The sequence below is a fragment of the Streptomyces sp. NPDC031554 genome, assembly GCF_055580685.1.
This window is the reverse complement of record NZ_JBVIKX010000004.1, coordinates 390,061-405,689: the sequence shown is the minus strand read 5'-3', so window position 1 is coordinate 405,689 and position 15,629 is coordinate 390,061. Positions and strand designations below refer to the sequence as shown.

The window sequence follows — 15,629 nt, the reverse complement described above, 5'->3', positions numbered from 1 at the left end:
AACACCCGTCACCACGCGGAAGGAAGCCCCGTGACCGCACCGATCGGCCGCGCCCGTGACCGCGGCGTCCGGACACTCAGCCTCGACGCCGTCGGCACCCGCAACGCCCTCTCCGCCCCCCTCGTCGCGGAACTCGCCGGCGCGCTCGCCGACTGCGCCGCGGACCCCGGGGTCCGAGCGGTCGTCCTCACCCACACCGGGGGGACCTTCTGCGCCGGCGCCGACCTGCGCGACCCGCCCGACCCGGACGCCTTCGTCGCCCTGCTGCGACAAGTCGTCGAGCTGCCCAAACCGGTCGTCGCCCGCGTCACCGGACACGTCCGCGCCGGCGGCCTCGGCCTCCTCGCCGCCTGCGACGTCACCGCCGCCTCCACCGCGTCGACGTTCGCCTTCACCGAGGTGCGCATCGGGGTGGCCCCGGCCGTCATCTCCCTGCCGCTCCTGCCGCGCACCGACCCGCGGGCCCTTTCCCGTTACTACCTCACCGGCGAACGCTTCGACGCCCGCGAGGCGGCCCGCATGGGCCTGCTCACCGCGGCCGCCGACGACGTCGACGCCGTGCTCGCCCCCGTCCTCGACGGCCTGCGCAAGGCCGCACCCCAAGGCCTGGCCGAGACGAAACGGCTGCTCACGGTTAGGGTGCTGGAGGCGTTCGAGCGGGACGCGGCGGCACTGACCGCGCTCTCCGCCCGCCTGTTCGCCTCTCCGCAGGCCCGCGAGGGAATGACGGCCTTTCTCGAACGACGGGAACCCGCATGGGTGTTGTGAGCCCGGTCGACCGCGACCGCGCCCCCAAGCAGGACCGCAGCCGGGCCACCCGGCAGCGGCTCCTGGCAGCCGCCGTGGCCTGCCTCGCCGAACGCGGCTGGGCGGGCTCCACGGTCTCCGTCGTCGCGGAACGGGCGGGGGTCTCCCGCGGCGCCGCCCAGCACCACTTCCCCACCCGCGAGGACCTCTTCACCGCCGCCGTCGAGTACGTCGCCGAGGAACGCTCCCTCGCCCTGCGCGCCCTGTTCCCGCAGGGCGTGACGGGCGACCGGCGCGCCGTCGTCTCCGCCCTCGTCGACCTCTACACCGGCCCCCTCTTCCGGGCCGCCCTGCACCTGTGGGTCGCCGCCTCCAACGAGGAACAACTCCGCTCGCGCGTCACGGAACTCGAGGCCCGCGTCGGCCGCGAGACCCACCGCATAGCCGTCGACCTGCTCGGCGCCGACGAGTCCGGGCCCGGCGTCCGCGAGACCGTCCAGGGACTGCTCGACATGGCCCGCGGCCTCGGCCTCGCGAACCTCCTCACCGACGACGGCCCCCGCCGCGACCGGGTCGTCACCCAGTGGGCGGCCCTGCTGGAGGAGAGCCTCGGCCGCTGAACGCCGCCCGCCGCGCGACCGTGCGGACGAGGCGGCCCCTGCGGACGAGGCGGCTCGTGCGGACGAGGCGGCCCGTCCTCACGGGCTGAGCCGCTCCACCCGCCAGCCGCCGTCCGCCTCCGCCACGTACCGCAGGCGGTCGTGCAGCCGGTTCTCCCGGCCCTGCCAGAACTCCACCGACTCCGGCACCACCCGGAAACCGCCCCAGTGCGGCGGCACCGGCACCTGCTCGCCCTCCGGGTAGCGGGCCGCCAACTCGGCGTAGGAGGCGTCGAGGTCGTCGCGGGACGTGATCACCGCGGACTGCACGCTCGCCCACGCGCCGAGCTGGGAGCCGTGCGGCCGGGTCCGGAAGTACGCCGCCGTCTCGTCGCGCCCGGTGCGCCGGGCCACCCCCCGCACGATGACCTGCCGGGCCACCGGATGCCACGGGAACAACAGACCGACGTGCGGGTTCTCCGCGAGGTCGCGGCCCTTGCGGGAGTCGTAGTTCGTGTAGAAGACGAAGCCGCGCGCGTCGAAGTGCTTCAGCAGCACCGTGCGGGAGGAGGGCCGTCCCCGCTCGTCCGCCGTGGAGACGACCATGGCGTTGGGCTCGAACAGGTGCGCCTCCGCCGCGGCCTGCCGGAACCAGCGGGCGAACTGTTCCACGGGAGTGGCGGCCAGATCGGCCTCGTCGAGGCCGTCCGCCCGGTACTGCTTGCGCATGGAGGCGGGATCGGGAGAAACGGTTTCTGCGTGGTCCACGCCGTCATCTTGCCGCACGCGGGCCGTCGGCAGCAGTGCCTCCATCCACCCGAAGGTGGCACTGAGTGCCGCGGCATCTCCCCAAAGGTGGCACTCGGGGTTATGGTGCTTGTGCCATCCCGGTTGCGTGACCGCCGAGTGCGCGGGGCATCACCGGAGTGACCGCCCAGGACCGCGAGTCCCCGCAGGACCGCGGATCCACCGGCGCCACCTGTCGCACACATCACGAGGAGCCGCCTGATGTCCGACTTCGTACCCGGACTCGAAGGAGTCGTCGCGTTCGAGACGGAGATCGCCGAACCCGACAAGGAGGGCGGCGCACTCCGGTACCGGGGCGTCGACATCGAGGACCTCGTCGGCCACGTCTCCTTCGGCAACGTGTGGGGCCTGCTCGTCGACGGCGCCTTCAACCCCGGGCTGCCGCCCGCCGAGCCGTTCCCCATCCCCGTCCACTCCGGCGACATCCGTGTCGACGTCCAGTCCGCGCTCGCCATGCTCGCCCCCGTCTGGGGCCTCAAACCGCTCCTCGACATCGACGTCGAGCAGGCCCGCGAGGACCTCGCCCGCGCCGCCGTCATGGCGCTGTCCTACGTCGCCCAGTCCGCCCGCGGGCAGGGCCGCCCCATGGTCCCGCAGAGCGAGATCGACAAGGCGCGCTCCGTCGTCGAGCGGTTCATGATCCGCTGGCGCGGCGAGCCCGACCCCAAGCACGTCGCCGCGGTCGACGCCTACTGGACCTCCGCCGCCGAGCACGGCATGAACGCGTCCACCTTCACCGCCCGCGTCATCGCCTCCACCGGCGCGGACGTCGCCGCCGCCCTCTCCGGCGCGGTCGGGGCCATGTCCGGCCCGCTGCACGGCGGCGCCCCCTCGCGCGTCCTCGGCATGATCGAGGAGATCGAGCGCACCGGCGACGCCGAGGCCTACGTCCGGCAGGCCCTCGACAAGGGCGAACGCCTCATGGGCTTCGGCCACCGCGTCTACCGCGCCGAGGACCCCCGCGCCCGCGTGCTGCGCCGTACCGCCCGCGAGCTGGGCGCGCCGCGCTTCGAGATCGCCGAGGCCCTGGAGAAGGCCGCCCTCGCCGAACTCCACGCCCGTCGCCCGGACCGGGTCCTGGCGACCAACGTGGAGTTCTGGGCGGCCATCATCCTCGACTTCGCCGAGGTCCCGGCCCACATGTTCACGTCGATGTTCACGTGCGCCCGCACCGCCGGCTGGTCGGCGCACATCCTGGAGCAGAAGCGCACCGGCCGCCTCGTGCGCCCCTCCGCCCGCTACACCGGCCCCGGGTCCCGCGGCCCCCAGGAGATCGAGGGATACGCCGACATCGCCGACATCGCCCGCTGAGCCGGCCGGGCGGCCGTCACGCGGGACTGAGCAGTTCCGCGTGATGCCGCTCGGCCACCAGCGGATGGGCCCGCAGCTTGCCCTTCAGCTCGTTGAAGCCGTACTCGGCGAACAGCGGATTGGCCGGATCGTCGGTCACGCCGGGCGCGGCGGAGGCGTACGGGAAGGGCAGCGGCTCCACCCGTGCGTCCAGGCGCGGGTTGTAGAAGAACGGCACGGAGAACCGCTCGACCGCGCTCGGCGGGGAGACCACCCGGTGGTTGGTGGCCACCAGGTACCCGTTCGTCGCCACCTCCAGCAGCTCGCCGAGATTGACGACGAACGCCCCGGGCAGCGGCGGGACGTCGTGGAACAGCCCGTCCTCCCGCTGCACCTGGAGCCCGCCCACCTGGTCCTGGAGCAGCAGCGTCAGGAACCCGTAGTCCTTGTGGGCCCCCACTCCCTGGCCGGCGCCGTCGCCCGCGCTGCCCGGATAGCGCACCAGCTTCAGGTGCGGGTGCGCCCGCTCCCCGAACACCGGGTCGTAGAAGTCCGCGGGCGCCCCGATCGAGGCGAGCAGTTCGTGCAGCAGCCGCTGTGCGACGCCGCTGAGCCGCTCGACCCACCGCAGCGCGGCCACCCGCAGCTCGGGCAGCCCGGCGGGCCACTGGTTGGGCCCCTCCAGCCACCAGTAGGCGGGCTCCCCGGGCCCCGGCACCCGCGCCGGCCGCTCCGCCCCGATGTCCAGCTGGTCCCGCCAGTCCCGCCGGCCCCCGGTGCGCTCGTCACCGGTGCGCGTGTAGCCGCGGAAGTGCGGCGAGTTCACGTTGTCGATCGCGAGCCGTTCGGCCTCGGGCAGGGCGAAGAACCGCCGCATCGCGGAGAGCAGTGCCGCCGTCTCCTCCTCGCTCACCCCGTGCCCCACGAGCTGGAAGAACCCCACGTCGTGCGCGGCGGCGTGCAGCTGCGCGCGCAACAGGTCCCGGGCGTCGGGCCCCCGGTCGGCGGCGGAGAGGTCGATGATCGGCAGTTGCTGGTACGACGGGTTCGTCGACACGTTCGTCATGGTGCGTCCGCAGGGTGTACGGGTCCCGTACGAACGCCGTGGGTGGGGCGGGCGCACGGGTGCCAGGTGGGCAGATGAGGGGGAAACGCGGGCGGTTGCCGAACCGCGGAGAAGGCCGGACGGCTCAGAGGGAGCGTCGACAGCCCGTGCTCGTGACGCGGACGTAGTCCACGTGGCGGCGCCGAACGAGCGAAATCATGTGGTCAGGGTACTCCCCGCCCGCGCATTCGTGCGTGGCGTGCGTCACGTGCCGGAGGATCCACGGCCGGCCCGGCCGGGCGGCGGAGTCGCGGGGGAGGGAGGCGGAGTCCCCCGGGGGAGTCCGTGAACGCAGACGACCCGCGAGTCTGGTCCTCCGGGGAGGGCCGGCCGGACGTACCGGCGACTCGCGGGTCGGGTGACTGCTGGGATTGGGCCGGCTGCACGCTTCCTTCACGTGCGGGTCCGGCACCGCACTCGGTGTGGTGACGGGCCGCTAGCCCGCAGCCACCTCACGCGTCCGGTTCTCGTACATTCGCCGAACCACCTCCCTTCTCGTGTGCCAGCCAGCCTAAGAAGGGTCCCGCCGTCCGTTCAACCCCTTTTTTCCGGAGGCTCCGCCGGGAGGCCGGTGGACGCGTGCGCACCGCTCGCCTAGCGTTCCCGCATGACCTCTTCCGCGGCCGGGCGGCGCGCCATCCTCAGCGGCTCCCCCTTCGAGGAGCGGATCGGGTACGCGCGGGCCGTCGTCGACGGCGACCGGGTGCACGTGTCGGGGACGACCGGCTACGACTACGCGACGATGACCATCTCGGACGACGTGGTCGAGCAGGCCGAGCAGTGCCTGCGCAACATCGGGGCCGCGCTGGCGGAGGCCGGGTGCGGGTTCGCGGACGTCGTGCGGGTGCGCTACCTGCTGCCCGACCGGGCCGACTTCGAGCCGTGCTGGCCGGTGCTGCGCGACTGCTTCGGCGAGGTGCGGCCGGCGGCCACGATGATGGTGTGCGGGCTGGCCGACCCGCGGATGAGGATCGAGATCGAGGCGGAGGCCCGCCGTCCCGTACGACCGCGACCGGGGCCGGGGCCGGACCCGGCTCGGGACCCGCAACCTCGTTGACGCCCGCCCCGCCGCGCGGTTGCCTGGTGCCGTGACCGATCTTCGTCTTCGCATCGCACCGGTCGCCGGTGAGGACATGCTCGAGCAGTGGCGGCACGTCCACAACACGATCGTGCCCCCGGCGGCCATGTCCCCCGACGAGGCACGCGCGCGTGCCGGCCGTCACCACCTGGAGAACGCCTACCTCGGCGACGCCCTCGTCGGCTGCTCGACGGTACGGCCCCCCGCGGGCGAGGAGGCGGTGGCCACCGTCATCGCGCGCGTGCTGCCGCCGTACCGCCGCCGCGGACACGGCACCGCGCTGTACGAGAACGGTCTCGCCCACGCGCGCGTGCTGGGCGCCAGGGCGGTGGAGACGTGCGTGCTGGCCGTCAACGAGGACGGCCTGCGGTTCGCCGCGGCGCGCGGCTTCGTCGAGACGGAGCGGTACGCGCTGGACGGCGAGGACGACATCTGGGTCGACCTGCGGCTGGCCGTGTTCTAACGGACCTGGGTGTACCGGGCGGGGCCGGCGCGCGACGATTGCGCGGCAATCTTGCGGGAACCATGTGTGGGTTGCGTCACGTTCAAGTTGAATGAGGGCACGTGAGCGAATCCGAGGGGGTCCAGGTGAGTGCTTCCCGCCGTAGTGGGACCACCGACGAACTGGGACCGGACGAGCCCGGGCGGCCCGGCCCGGAGGGCCCGGACGGCTCGGACCTGCTCGCCGCGCTGCTCGACGGGATGGACGCCGCCCTGTGCGCCTTCGACGCCGACGGCGTCGTCACCCACTGGAACCGCGAGGCGGAGCGCATCCTCGGCTGGACCGCCGCGGAGGCGGTCGGCCGGCACGGCTTCACCGGCTGGGCGGTGCGCGAGGCGGACGCCGAGGAGATCGAGGCCCGGCTGACGGCCGCGATGCGGGCGCCCGGCCGGCAGGTGCACGAGTTCGCGCTGCTCACCAAGGACGGCGGCCGGGTCCTGGTGCGCACCCAGTCCGCCGCGGTCCGCGGCCCCGACGGCGGACCCGCCGGGCTGTACTGCGCGTTCAGCGAGGTGCACACCCAGATCGACCTGGAGCGTTCCATCGCCCTGAGCGAGGCCCTCTTCGCGGACGCCTCCTGGGGCGTGGTCCTCGTCGACGCCGACCTGCGCCCCGCCGTGGTCAACGCGCACGCCGCCCGCGCGCTCGGCACGGGCCGTACGGCGGTCCTGGGCCGCCCGCTGGGCGACCTGCTCACCCGGGGCGTCGAGGAGCTGGAGAACGCGCTCACGCACGTCCTCGCCGAGGGCGCCCCGCCCGCGCCCGCCGAGCTGTGGGTGGGGGTGCGGACCCCGGACGGCGAGAAGCGCCGCTGCTGGCGCAGCGGCTTCGTCCGGCTCGCCTCCCCGCTCGCCGAGGAGCCGGTGCCGCTCGGCGTCGGCTGGCTGTTCCAGGACGTCACCGAGGCCAAGCAGGTCGAGCAGGAGGCGGCCCTGCTGCGGTTCCGGGCGAACCAGCTGCACCGGGCGTCGCGGGCGGCCGCCGAGTGCGAGGACCCGTCGGAGGCGGCGACCGTCCATCTCGACTTCGCCCTCGCCGGCTTCGCCGACCACGCCGTGATCGACCGGGTGGCCGGCGTGCCGGGTGCGGACGGGGAGTCGGACGCCCCGCCGCGGCTGGTGCGGGTGGCGGCCACCCCCTCGGGGGCACCGGGCCCCAGCGTCCTCACCGGCCACGCCGGGCTGCCCGTGGGGTACGCGGAGAGCCACCCGGCGCTCCAGTGCGTGGCCCGCTCCGGCTCGGTGCGCGCCTCCGCGGGCAGGACGGACCCGGACCGGGCCCGCGAGTGGGCGCGGGCCCGGCAGTGGCCCGAGGGCACCGTGCACGCGCTCTGCGCGGTCCTGCGCAGCCGCGGCCGCACCCTGGGCGTCGTGACCTTCCTGCGCGCGGCGGGCCGCACGGCCTTCGAGCGCTCCGACGCGACCTACGCCGAGGACGTCGCCGTCCGCATGGCGGCCGCCCTCGACCTCGCCGGGAGCGGCGGGAGCGGCGACGAGGTCTGACGCGCCCGCCGCCACGGTCCTCGCCGTGGCCCGCCGGCACGGGCGCGGTTCCTTCAGTGCCGGTAGAAGATCCGGTCCCGGTACTCGTCCATGATCCGGCCGTTCCAGTCGTGGCCGCCGTCGACGTTGCCGGAACGCAGCAGCGGGGGCTCGATCCCGCGTTCAGCGAGAGAGACGGCCGCGGTGGCCATGACCGCCTGCAGGAGGGCCGCGGTGACGACCGTGGAGGCGGGCGCGAAGGGCGCGGGGACGGTGTCGAGGGTCAGCTCGGCGTCCCCGACGGCGATCTTCGAGTCCAGGACGAGGTCGCAGTGGTCCTTGAGGAACGTCCCCGACCGGTGCCGGGACGTCGTCCCGGTGGCGTACGCCACCGAGGTCACGCCGATGACCTTCACGCCCAGGGCGCGCGCGTTGAGGGCCATCTCCACCGGGAGGGCGTTGCGGCCCGACAGCGAGATGATCACCAGGGCGTCGCCCGCGCGCACCGGCGAGGTGTCCAGGACCACGCTCGCCAGGCCGTCGACCCGCTCCAGGGCGGAACCGAGGGTGGCGGGGGTGACGTCGACGCCCACGACGCCCGGCACCGCGAGCAGGTTCATCAGGGCCAGGCCCCCCGCGCGGTAGACGACGTCCTGCGCGGCGAGGGAGGAATGGCCGGCGCCGAAGGCGAACAGGCGTCCACCGGAGGCCACGGTGTCGGCGAGGAGCGCGCCGGCGGCCTCCACGGCCGCCGCCTCCTCGTCGCGAACCCGCTGCAACAGGCCGATCGCGGCGTCGAAGAACTGCGCGGCGGGCGTGCGGTCACTCATCCGAGGGGCCCCTTTGCCGAATCCGGTGTCCGTGTCCGTGTCGCGGATCACCGTGCGGTCTGGACCAGCGCCCTGTCAATACGGCGGGGGAGCGGCGGCCCGGCGTGACCGCCCCGTTTCGGCGGCGCGGCACGCTTGTCGGTGGTATCCGGCAGAATTGAGGCCAGGGCCAGCGCACGAGCCGGAGAGCCGTCCAGCCTCCGGCCATCTCATCGAGGGGCACGTATGTCCGGACTGATCGACACCACGGAGATGTATCTCCGCACCATCCTCGAGCTGGAGGAGGAAGGTGTGGTCCCCATGCGCGCCCGGATCGCCGAGCGGCTCGACCAGAGCGGACCGACGGTCAGCCAGACGGTGGCCCGCATGGAGCGGGACGGCCTGGTCTCCGTGGCCAGCGACCGGCACCTGGAGCTGACGGACGAGGGCCGCCGCCTCGCCACGCGCGTGATGCGCAAGCACCGTCTGGCCGAGTGTCTCCTCGTCGACGTGATCGGCCTGGAGTGGGAGCAGGTCCACGCGGAGGCCTGCCGCTGGGAGCACGTGATGAGCGAGGCCGTCGAGCGCCGGGTCCTCGAACTGCTGCGTCACCCCACCGAGTCGCCGTACGGCAACCCCATCCCCGGCCTCGAGGAGCTGGGGGAGAAGGACGTCGCCGATCCCTTCCTGGACGAGGGCATGGTGTCGCTGGCCGATCTCGACCCGGGGCTGGAGGGCAAGACGGTCGTCGTCCGCCGCATCGGCGAGCCGATCCAGACGGACGCGCAGCTGATGTACACGCTGCGGCGGGCCGGTGTGCAGCCGGGCTCGGTGGTGAGCGTGACGGAGTCGGCCGGCGGCGTGCTGGTCGGCAGCGGCGGCGAGGCGGCCGAGCTGGAGGCGGACGTCGCCTCCCACGTGTTCGTCGCCAAGCGGTGACGACCGCTTCGGCCCTCTCGTCGATCGTCGTCCAATCCCTGGGGCTGCCGGGGTAGTTGAGGCGTCCTGTCGATCTCACCGAATCGGTGGTTCCCTGTGTCGAACCGCAGCGCTCCGGCGTCGCGCGTGCCAGGCTGTCGCATGAGGCATATGACCTGAGGGGGCGGGACGATGTGCCGCAGATCATGGGAGAGCCCCGGCGCCCTGCGGCGCCGGGGCCTGTCCTCCCCTGTTCTGACCTGGAGCCCCGAGCTCTCAAGGTCATTCCCTTCGGACCGGTTTCCCCGAGCGGTCCGCCTCCCATGGAAGATCTCCCCTCGGCAGCGGCGATCATTCCTTGAGAGGGGTCACTCGAACGAGGGGTGTTGCTCGCGGAAGCGACTGTTTCCGAATGGGCATTCGATAGCGTGCGGACGAGAGGCCCGTGCGTGACGCGACGCGCGGGGCGCGAGCGGTGAGGCAGCGAGCAGCACAGCGGTACGACGGCAGACACGACGCGTGATCCGGACCGGCCGGCTCGAGCGGGAGCGAGGGGTCCGAGCGGAGCGAGGGGGTGCCAGGAGCTATGGCGCGACGCATCGACGTGACCGGGGCGGGTGGGGTGCGCCTGGCGGCCTGGGAGTTCGGCGATCCGCCCAAGAGGGACCCGGCGGAGAGCGGGCCGCAGACCGTGATCCCGGCCCAGCCGGCCGGGACGCCCACCGGCGGACCGGACGCGGGACTCACCGGTGCACCGGCCGGGGCGGCAGCCGGGGAACGGGCCGGGACGCGCGGGGGATGGTCCGTACCGGAGGCCTCCGAGCGCACCACCGGCGTGCTGTTACTGCACGGTCTGATGGGCAGGGCCTCGCACTGGGCGTCCACCGCCCGCTGGCTCTCCGAGCGGCACCGTGCCGTCGCCCTCGACCAGCGGGGCCACGGCCGGAGCGACAAGCCGCCGCGGGCCGCCTTCACGCGTGAGGCGTACGTCGAGGACGCCGAGGCCGCCCTCGAACAGCTCGGCCTCGCCCCCGCCGTCCTCGTCGGCCACGCCATGGGGGCCCTGACCGCCTGGCAGCTCGCCGCCAAGCGCCCCGACCTGATCTCCGGCGTCGTCATCTGCGACATGCGCGCCTCCGCGCTCGGCGCGGCCTCGCAGCGCGAGTGGGCCGACTGGTTCACGTCCTGGCCCCTCCCCTTCGCCACCCTCGCCGACGTCCGCAAGTGGTTCGGCGAGGACGACCCCTGGGTGGAGCGGCCCAACCCGGCGCGCGGCGAGTTCTACGCCGAGGTGATGCAGGAGTCCGCCGACGGCTGGCGCCCCGTCTTCGAACCCGAGCAGATGCTGAAGTCCCGGGAGACCTGGGTCTACGACGCCCACTGGGAGGAGCTGGCCCAGGTCCGCTGCCCCACCCTGGTCGTCCGCGGCCTGGACGGCGAACTGGGGCGCGCGGAGGCACAGGAGATGGTGCGGGTGCTGCCGCGCGGGGAGTACGCGGAGGTGGCCGACGCCGGTCACCTCGTGCACTACGACCAGCCGGAGGGCTGGCGGACGGCCGTCGAGCCGTTCCTGGACGGGGTGCTGGCGCGCTGAGCGGACCGCCAGGGAGACGCCGGCCAGGGCCTCTCCGGCGGATCCGGTCGCGGAAGACCGGCGGCGCCCCGCGGCCCGGGCGGGCGGGGACCGGTGCGTGTGGCCGCACAGCAGAAGAAGGCATGGACGCGACGGGCCCCCGCGAGCGCGGCCGGGCGTGGGGACGCGGGCGACCGACGCCGCCAGGAGCACCCCCTCCGGGGGAACGCGTGCCGGACCCCGTGCTTCCGGCGTGATCCGCCGGACAGGCCCTGCCGGCCGGAGCCGAGGACCTTCGGGCGGTGCTCACGAGCTGCCCGGCGTGCCGGAGACCGGACTCCGGCACGCCCTACTTCGCCAGGCCGGACTCCGGCGAACCCGACTCCGCCAGGTCCGACTCCGCCAGGCCGGACTCCGGAGGGACGGGCCGGACCTCGCGGTCGCACGGCGGCCGGTCGACGGCCGCCCGTCCGGCGGGGGACTTCCGGCTCAGGTCACCGGCGGTCCCGGCCGCACGCGTAGGCCAGGGGCGGGATCAGCTCCTCCGCGTCCGGCAGCCACCGGTTGGCGGGGGTGGGCCGGCAGGCCCACTGCACGGCCCCCCGCGACCCGAACCGCGTGGGCGGCGCCGCCACGTACGCCCCCTCGCCCAGCGTGACGAGGTCGAGGGAGGACGGCGTCCACCCCAACGCGCGGACCAGATCCGGCACTTTGGCCGAAGCCCCGGGCAGCACGAAGAAGTGCATGCGCCGGTCGGGCGCCCACGTGACCGGACCCGGCGTCGCCTCCATCCGCTCCATCCGCGCCAGCGCCAGGAACCCGGCCGCCTCCGGCACGGAGATCGCGTCGAAGGTCCGCCCGGTCGGCAACAGGACCGACGCGTCGGGCTGTTCCTGCCACCTGCGCCGCGCGACGGTCGCGCTGCCCGTCGCCCGCGACGCCCAGTCGGGCCGGACGGGGTGCGCCCCCGGCGCCGGACACGCCGCGTCCCCGCAGGAGCAGCGCTGCGTCCCGGCGACGGCTTCCAGCCAGGTGCCGGGGACGACGTCCCAGTGACGTTCCTCGGCGTAGCGAACAGCGGTCTCCAGCAGCGATTCCCCGCGCTGCTTCGGGATCTGCGCGGCCTCGGCGCCCGCGATGGTCTCTTCCACGATGAACACAACTCCGGGCGTCACCGGGGGTTACGGCCCGCCCACGTGCGCGGGGGAGGAGCACCGATCCCCCGTCCGGGGCGCACGGGTGCATGTCCGGGGGCGCGCGGGAGGAACGAGCGCGGGAGCGGGTAGGCACGCCTGGGGGGCGGCTTCCGTCTTTACCCAGGCAATCCTCGCATGTCTCGCATTCTCGTCCTGTCCGCGGGGCATTGATCTTCACGGCCGGAACTTTTCGGTGGAAGACACATCAACTCGGTGCGCGGGAAAGGCACCGCAGCCACAGGGGGTAGTGCCAATGGCCGCAAGGCCTCTCGTCGCGCGGCAGCCGAACGAACGGCTGCAGGCGCTCATCCAGGAAGCGGGATGCTCGAACGCCGGGCTCGCCCGCCGCGTGAACATGTGCGGCGCCGAGCACGGTCTCGACCTGCGCTACGACAAGACGTCCGTGGCCCGTTGGCTGCGCGGACAGCAGCCGCGGGGACGCGCCCCGGCGATCATCGCCGAGGCCCTGGGCCGCAAACTCGGCCGCACGGTCACGATCGACGAGATCGGCATGGCCAACGGCAAGAACCTCGCGTCGGGCGTCGGCCTCCAGTTCTCGCCGACGGTCCTGGGGGCCATCGAGCAGGTCTGCGAGCTGTGGCGCAGTGACGTGGGCCGGCGGGACTTCCTCTCGGGGTCGTCCGTGGCCGCCTCCGCGCTGGTCGAACCGAGCCGCGACTGGCTGATCTCCTCGCCCGACGCGCAGGTGGCGCGCTCGGCCGGCCCCCGCGTGGGCCTGTCCGACGTGGCGGCCGTCAAGGCGACGACCCAGGCGCTGGTCGACCTGGACCACCAGTACGGCAGCGGTCACGTGCGCCCGGTCGTCGTGCACTACCTGAACAGCGTCGTCTCCGGTCTGCTGGCCGGTTCCTACCGGGAGGCGGTGGGGCGCGAACTCTTCGCCTCCGTGGCCCGGCTGACCGAACTGGCGGGTTACATGGCCGTCGACACCGGGCAGCCCGGCCTCGCCCAGCGCTACTACATCCAGGCCCTGCGCCTCGCCCAGGCGGCGGGCGACCGCGGCTACGGCGGCTACGTGCTCGCCGCCTCCATGAGCCACCTCGCCGCCCAGCTCGGGAACCCGCGCGAGATCGCCCAGTTGGCGCGCGCGGCACAGGAAGGGGCGCGGGGGCGGGTGACACCGCGCGCGGAGGCCATGTTCCACGCCGCCGAGGCCCGCGGGCACGCCCTCATGGGCGACGTGCGGGCGGCTCACGCGGCGTCCGGTCGGGCCGTGTCGGCGCTGGAGGCGGCCGATCCGGCGGCCGGGGACGACCCGGCGTGGATCGCGCACTTCGACGAGGCCTATCTGGCCGACGAGTTGGCGCACTGTCACCGCGACCTCGGCCAGGCCGAGGCGGCGGCGCGCTGCGCGGAGCAGTCGCTGGCCGCGCACCCGGAGAGCCGGGTCCGCCGGCGGGCCATCGGACATGTGCTGTTGGCCACGGCGCAGGTGCAGCAGCGGGAGGTCGAGCAGGCCTGCAACACCGGTACGAAGGCGGTGGAGTTGCTGGAGACCCTGCGTTCCCACCGCGGCGCCGAGTACCTGGAGGACCTCCAGCAGCGGCTGGAGCCGTTCCGGGAGGAGGCCGTCGTCAGGGAGTTCGGGGCGCGGCTGGACCTCCGGACCGCCGCGTGAACATCCGGGGCGCCGTGGCGTGAACGGCCGGGGAACGGCCCGCCGCCGTGCGACCGGCGGCGGGCGCGGCGCACGGCGTTCGGGCCCTCCGGCCGTCGCGGGGGAGGGAGATCATGAGCCGAGCTGCGTGGCACGGGGTTCCGGGGACCCGGTAGCGTGAGCCGACGATTCCGAAGGTCCCCCATCAGTAGGAGTCCCGGTGACGCAGAGTGGACAGGGCGAGGAGCCCTCGGCGCGGCCCGCGCGCGAAGGCATCGTGCTGCCCTCCGACGGCGGGGAACCCCTGCTGCCGGGCACGGCGAACGGCCCGCGGTGGGAGGCCCGTGCCGAACGGCAGCAGTACGGCGGGCAGCCCTCGCCCCCGCCGGCCGACGGACCGGGCTGGGACCGGTCCTGGGAGCCGGAGCAGCGGTCGGGTCACCAGCCGCACCCGTCCGGGCAGCAGCCGGGACAGGCCTGGCCGCCCCCGGCGGACCAGCAGCAGTGGGGCGGGGACCGGCAGTGGGACACCCCGCAGCCGACGGGCCCCGACGCGTGGCGTGCCGCGCCGCAGCCCGGGTCCGGTGGAGGCGCCGGTCCGCTGCCGCCCGAGGGCGCCCCCACACCGTCGTCGTACGGCCACGGCATCCCGGCCGCGCCGCTGCCGCCCATGGCCGACGGCGCCACCCAGTACATCCCGCCCGTCTCCGCGTCCGGGCCCGCGCCCGTGGACGAGGGGGCCACCCGGTACATACCCCCGGTCCCCGCGTCCGTGCCGCTGGACGAGGGGGCCACCCAGTACATCCCGCCCGTCCCCGCGCCGGGGCCGGGCACCGAGGGCGCGACGCAGTACCTCCCGCCGGTCGGGCCGGGCATGCCGGGCGCCCTGCCGCCCGAGTCCCCCGCGGAGTCCACCCACTTCCTGGGCCACGCCCGGCAGCACGACCCGGCACCCCCGTCCCCCCACGGCGGGCAGCACGCCTCCCACGCCGACGCCGAGGCCACCCAGTACATCCCGCCGGTGACCGGCCAGGGCCCGTACGGCGGCGGCGACAAGCAGCCGCCCGCCGAGTTCGACAACCTCTTCCGCAGCGGCCCCGCCGACGACGGCCCGGCCGGCTCCACGCAGCAGATGCCGCGCTTCTCGGACCCGGAGCCCCCCGGCCACGGCGGCCACGCCCACGCCCGGCCCTCCTCCGTCCCGCCCGGCGGCGGCTCCGGCGGGCGCCGCGCGATGCGCGACGACGACCACCGGGGCGGCGGCCGCAGCGGCTCGCGGGTGCCGCTGTTCGCGGCGGTCGGCGTGGCCCTCGTCGTCGTCGGGGTCGGCGCGGGCGCCCTGCTCTCCGGCGGGGGCGGTGACGGTGACGGTCAGAGCGACGACGGCAAGACCGTCGCCGCGTCGCAGCCCGCCGCCGAGGGCTCCGCCTCGGCCTCCGCCGACGCGGCCGAACAGCAGGCGATCGCCCTGGACGAGCTGCTCGCGGACAGCGGCAGCAGCCGGGCGACCGTGATCGGCGCGGTCGCCGACGTGAAGAGGTGCGACAACCTCGCCGCGGCCGCCGCCGACCTGCGGGAGGCGGCGAAGCAGCGCACCGGACTGGTGACCTCGCTGTCCGGCCTGGCCGTGGACCGGCTGCCGGACCACGCCGCACTGACCGCCGCGCTCACCAAGGCGTGGCAGGCCTCCGCCTCCGCCGACGACCACTACGCGGCCTGGGCCGACCAGGTGGCCGCCGAGAAGGGCAAGCTCTGCAAGAAGGGCCAGGCCCGCGGCACGGGCCGGACGCAGGAGGCCAACCGCGCCAGCGGCACGGCCAGCGCCCAGAAGACGCAGGCCGCGAAGCTGTGGAACACGATCGCGAAGAAGTACGGACTGACGGAGCGGCAGCCGACCCAGCTGTGA

The 15,629-nt window shown here is 74.6% G+C and carries 14 protein-coding genes; 10 read left to right on the top strand and 4 right to left on the bottom strand.

Annotated features, from left to right (window positions below):
- The first annotated feature begins 30 nt into the window (after positions 1–30).
- Entirely contained in the window at positions 31–768 is a 738-nt protein-coding gene (locus ACZ5FU_RS13815; protein ID WP_468834856.1) for an enoyl-CoA hydratase family protein, read from the top strand.
- Positions 756–1,367: a TetR/AcrR family transcriptional regulator gene (locus ACZ5FU_RS13810; RefSeq protein ID WP_451526047.1), complete on the top strand. Its 612-nt coding sequence runs from the start codon at positions 756–758 to the stop codon at positions 1,365–1,367. Before ACZ5FU_RS13815 ends, ACZ5FU_RS13810 begins: the two co-directional genes overlap by 13 nt.
- A 78-nt stretch (positions 1,368–1,445) precedes the next feature.
- Here the strand turns inward: ACZ5FU_RS13810 and pdxH are convergent, their stop codons facing one another.
- A complete protein-coding gene (pdxH, locus tag ACZ5FU_RS13805; protein ID WP_468834919.1) occupies positions 1,446–2,075 on the bottom strand; it encodes a pyridoxamine 5'-phosphate oxidase in 630 nt (209 codons plus the stop codon).
- Positions 2,076–2,354: 279 nt separating this feature from the next.
- Between pdxH and ACZ5FU_RS13800 the strand changes: the two genes are divergently transcribed.
- Complete coding sequence (locus tag ACZ5FU_RS13800; RefSeq protein ID WP_451526046.1) at positions 2,355–3,464, top strand: citrate synthase 2; 1,110 nt, start codon at positions 2,355–2,357, stop codon at positions 3,462–3,464.
- Positions 3,465–3,480: 16 nt separating this feature from the next.
- On the opposite strand, the gene ACZ5FU_RS13795 is transcribed toward ACZ5FU_RS13800, so the two are convergent.
- Positions 3,481–4,509: an isopenicillin N synthase family dioxygenase gene (locus ACZ5FU_RS13795; RefSeq protein ID WP_469045363.1), complete on the bottom strand. Its 1,029-nt coding sequence runs from the start codon at positions 4,507–4,509 to the stop codon at positions 3,481–3,483.
- 646 nt (positions 4,510–5,155) lie between these two features.
- On the opposite strand from ACZ5FU_RS13795, the gene ACZ5FU_RS13790 reads away from it, so the two are divergent.
- From ACZ5FU_RS13790 to ACZ5FU_RS13780, 3 genes are all read left to right on the top strand, one after another.
- On the top strand, positions 5,156–5,605 hold the full coding sequence (locus ACZ5FU_RS13790) for a RidA family protein (RefSeq protein WP_451526044.1): 450 nt from the start codon (positions 5,156–5,158) through the stop codon (positions 5,603–5,605).
- A gap of 76 nt (positions 5,606–5,681) precedes the next feature.
- A complete protein-coding gene (locus tag ACZ5FU_RS13785) occupies positions 5,682–6,089 on the top strand; it encodes a GNAT family N-acetyltransferase (protein WP_451526145.1) in 408 nt (135 codons plus the stop codon).
- 125 nt (positions 6,090–6,214) lie between these two features.
- A complete protein-coding gene (locus ACZ5FU_RS13780; RefSeq protein WP_451526144.1) occupies positions 6,215–7,630 on the top strand; it encodes a PAS domain-containing protein in 1,416 nt (471 codons plus the stop codon).
- 53 nt (positions 7,631–7,683) lie between these two features.
- Here ACZ5FU_RS13780 and ACZ5FU_RS13775 read toward each other — a convergent pair whose 3' ends face one another.
- A complete protein-coding gene (locus ACZ5FU_RS13775) occupies positions 7,684–8,439 on the bottom strand; it encodes an SIS domain-containing protein (protein ID WP_451778016.1) in 756 nt (251 codons plus the stop codon).
- Between the two features lie 225 nt (positions 8,440–8,664).
- Here ACZ5FU_RS13775 and ACZ5FU_RS13770 point away from each other — a divergent pair, with 225 nt between their 5' ends.
- Positions 8,665–9,357 carry a metal-dependent transcriptional regulator gene (locus tag ACZ5FU_RS13770; protein ID WP_451526042.1) on the top strand — a complete coding sequence of 231 codons (693 nt, stop codon included), beginning with the start codon at positions 8,665–8,667 and terminating at the stop codon, positions 9,355–9,357.
- A 565-nt stretch (positions 9,358–9,922) separates the two neighbouring features.
- Positions 9,923–10,930, top strand: coding sequence for an alpha/beta fold hydrolase (locus tag ACZ5FU_RS13765; protein ID WP_469045362.1), 1,008 nt, complete (start codon positions 9,923–9,925; stop codon positions 10,928–10,930).
- A gap of 473 nt (positions 10,931–11,403) precedes the next feature.
- On the opposite strand, the gene ACZ5FU_RS13760 is transcribed toward ACZ5FU_RS13765, so the two are convergent.
- Positions 11,404–12,069, bottom strand: a complete 666-nt coding sequence (locus ACZ5FU_RS13760) for a bifunctional DNA primase/polymerase (RefSeq protein ID WP_451526040.1) — start codon at positions 12,067–12,069, stop codon at positions 11,404–11,406.
- 289 nt (positions 12,070–12,358) lie between these two features.
- On the opposite strand from ACZ5FU_RS13760, the gene ACZ5FU_RS13755 reads away from it, so the two are divergent.
- Together ACZ5FU_RS13755 and ACZ5FU_RS13750 are read left to right on the top strand one after the other, a co-directional pair.
- Positions 12,359–13,744, top strand: coding sequence for a transcriptional regulator (locus ACZ5FU_RS13755; protein ID WP_451526039.1), 1,386 nt, complete (start codon positions 12,359–12,361; stop codon positions 13,742–13,744).
- A 199-nt stretch (positions 13,745–13,943) separates the two neighbouring features.
- Positions 13,944–15,629: a hypothetical protein gene (locus ACZ5FU_RS13750; protein WP_468644734.1), complete on the top strand. Its 1,686-nt coding sequence runs from the start codon at positions 13,944–13,946 to the stop codon at positions 15,627–15,629.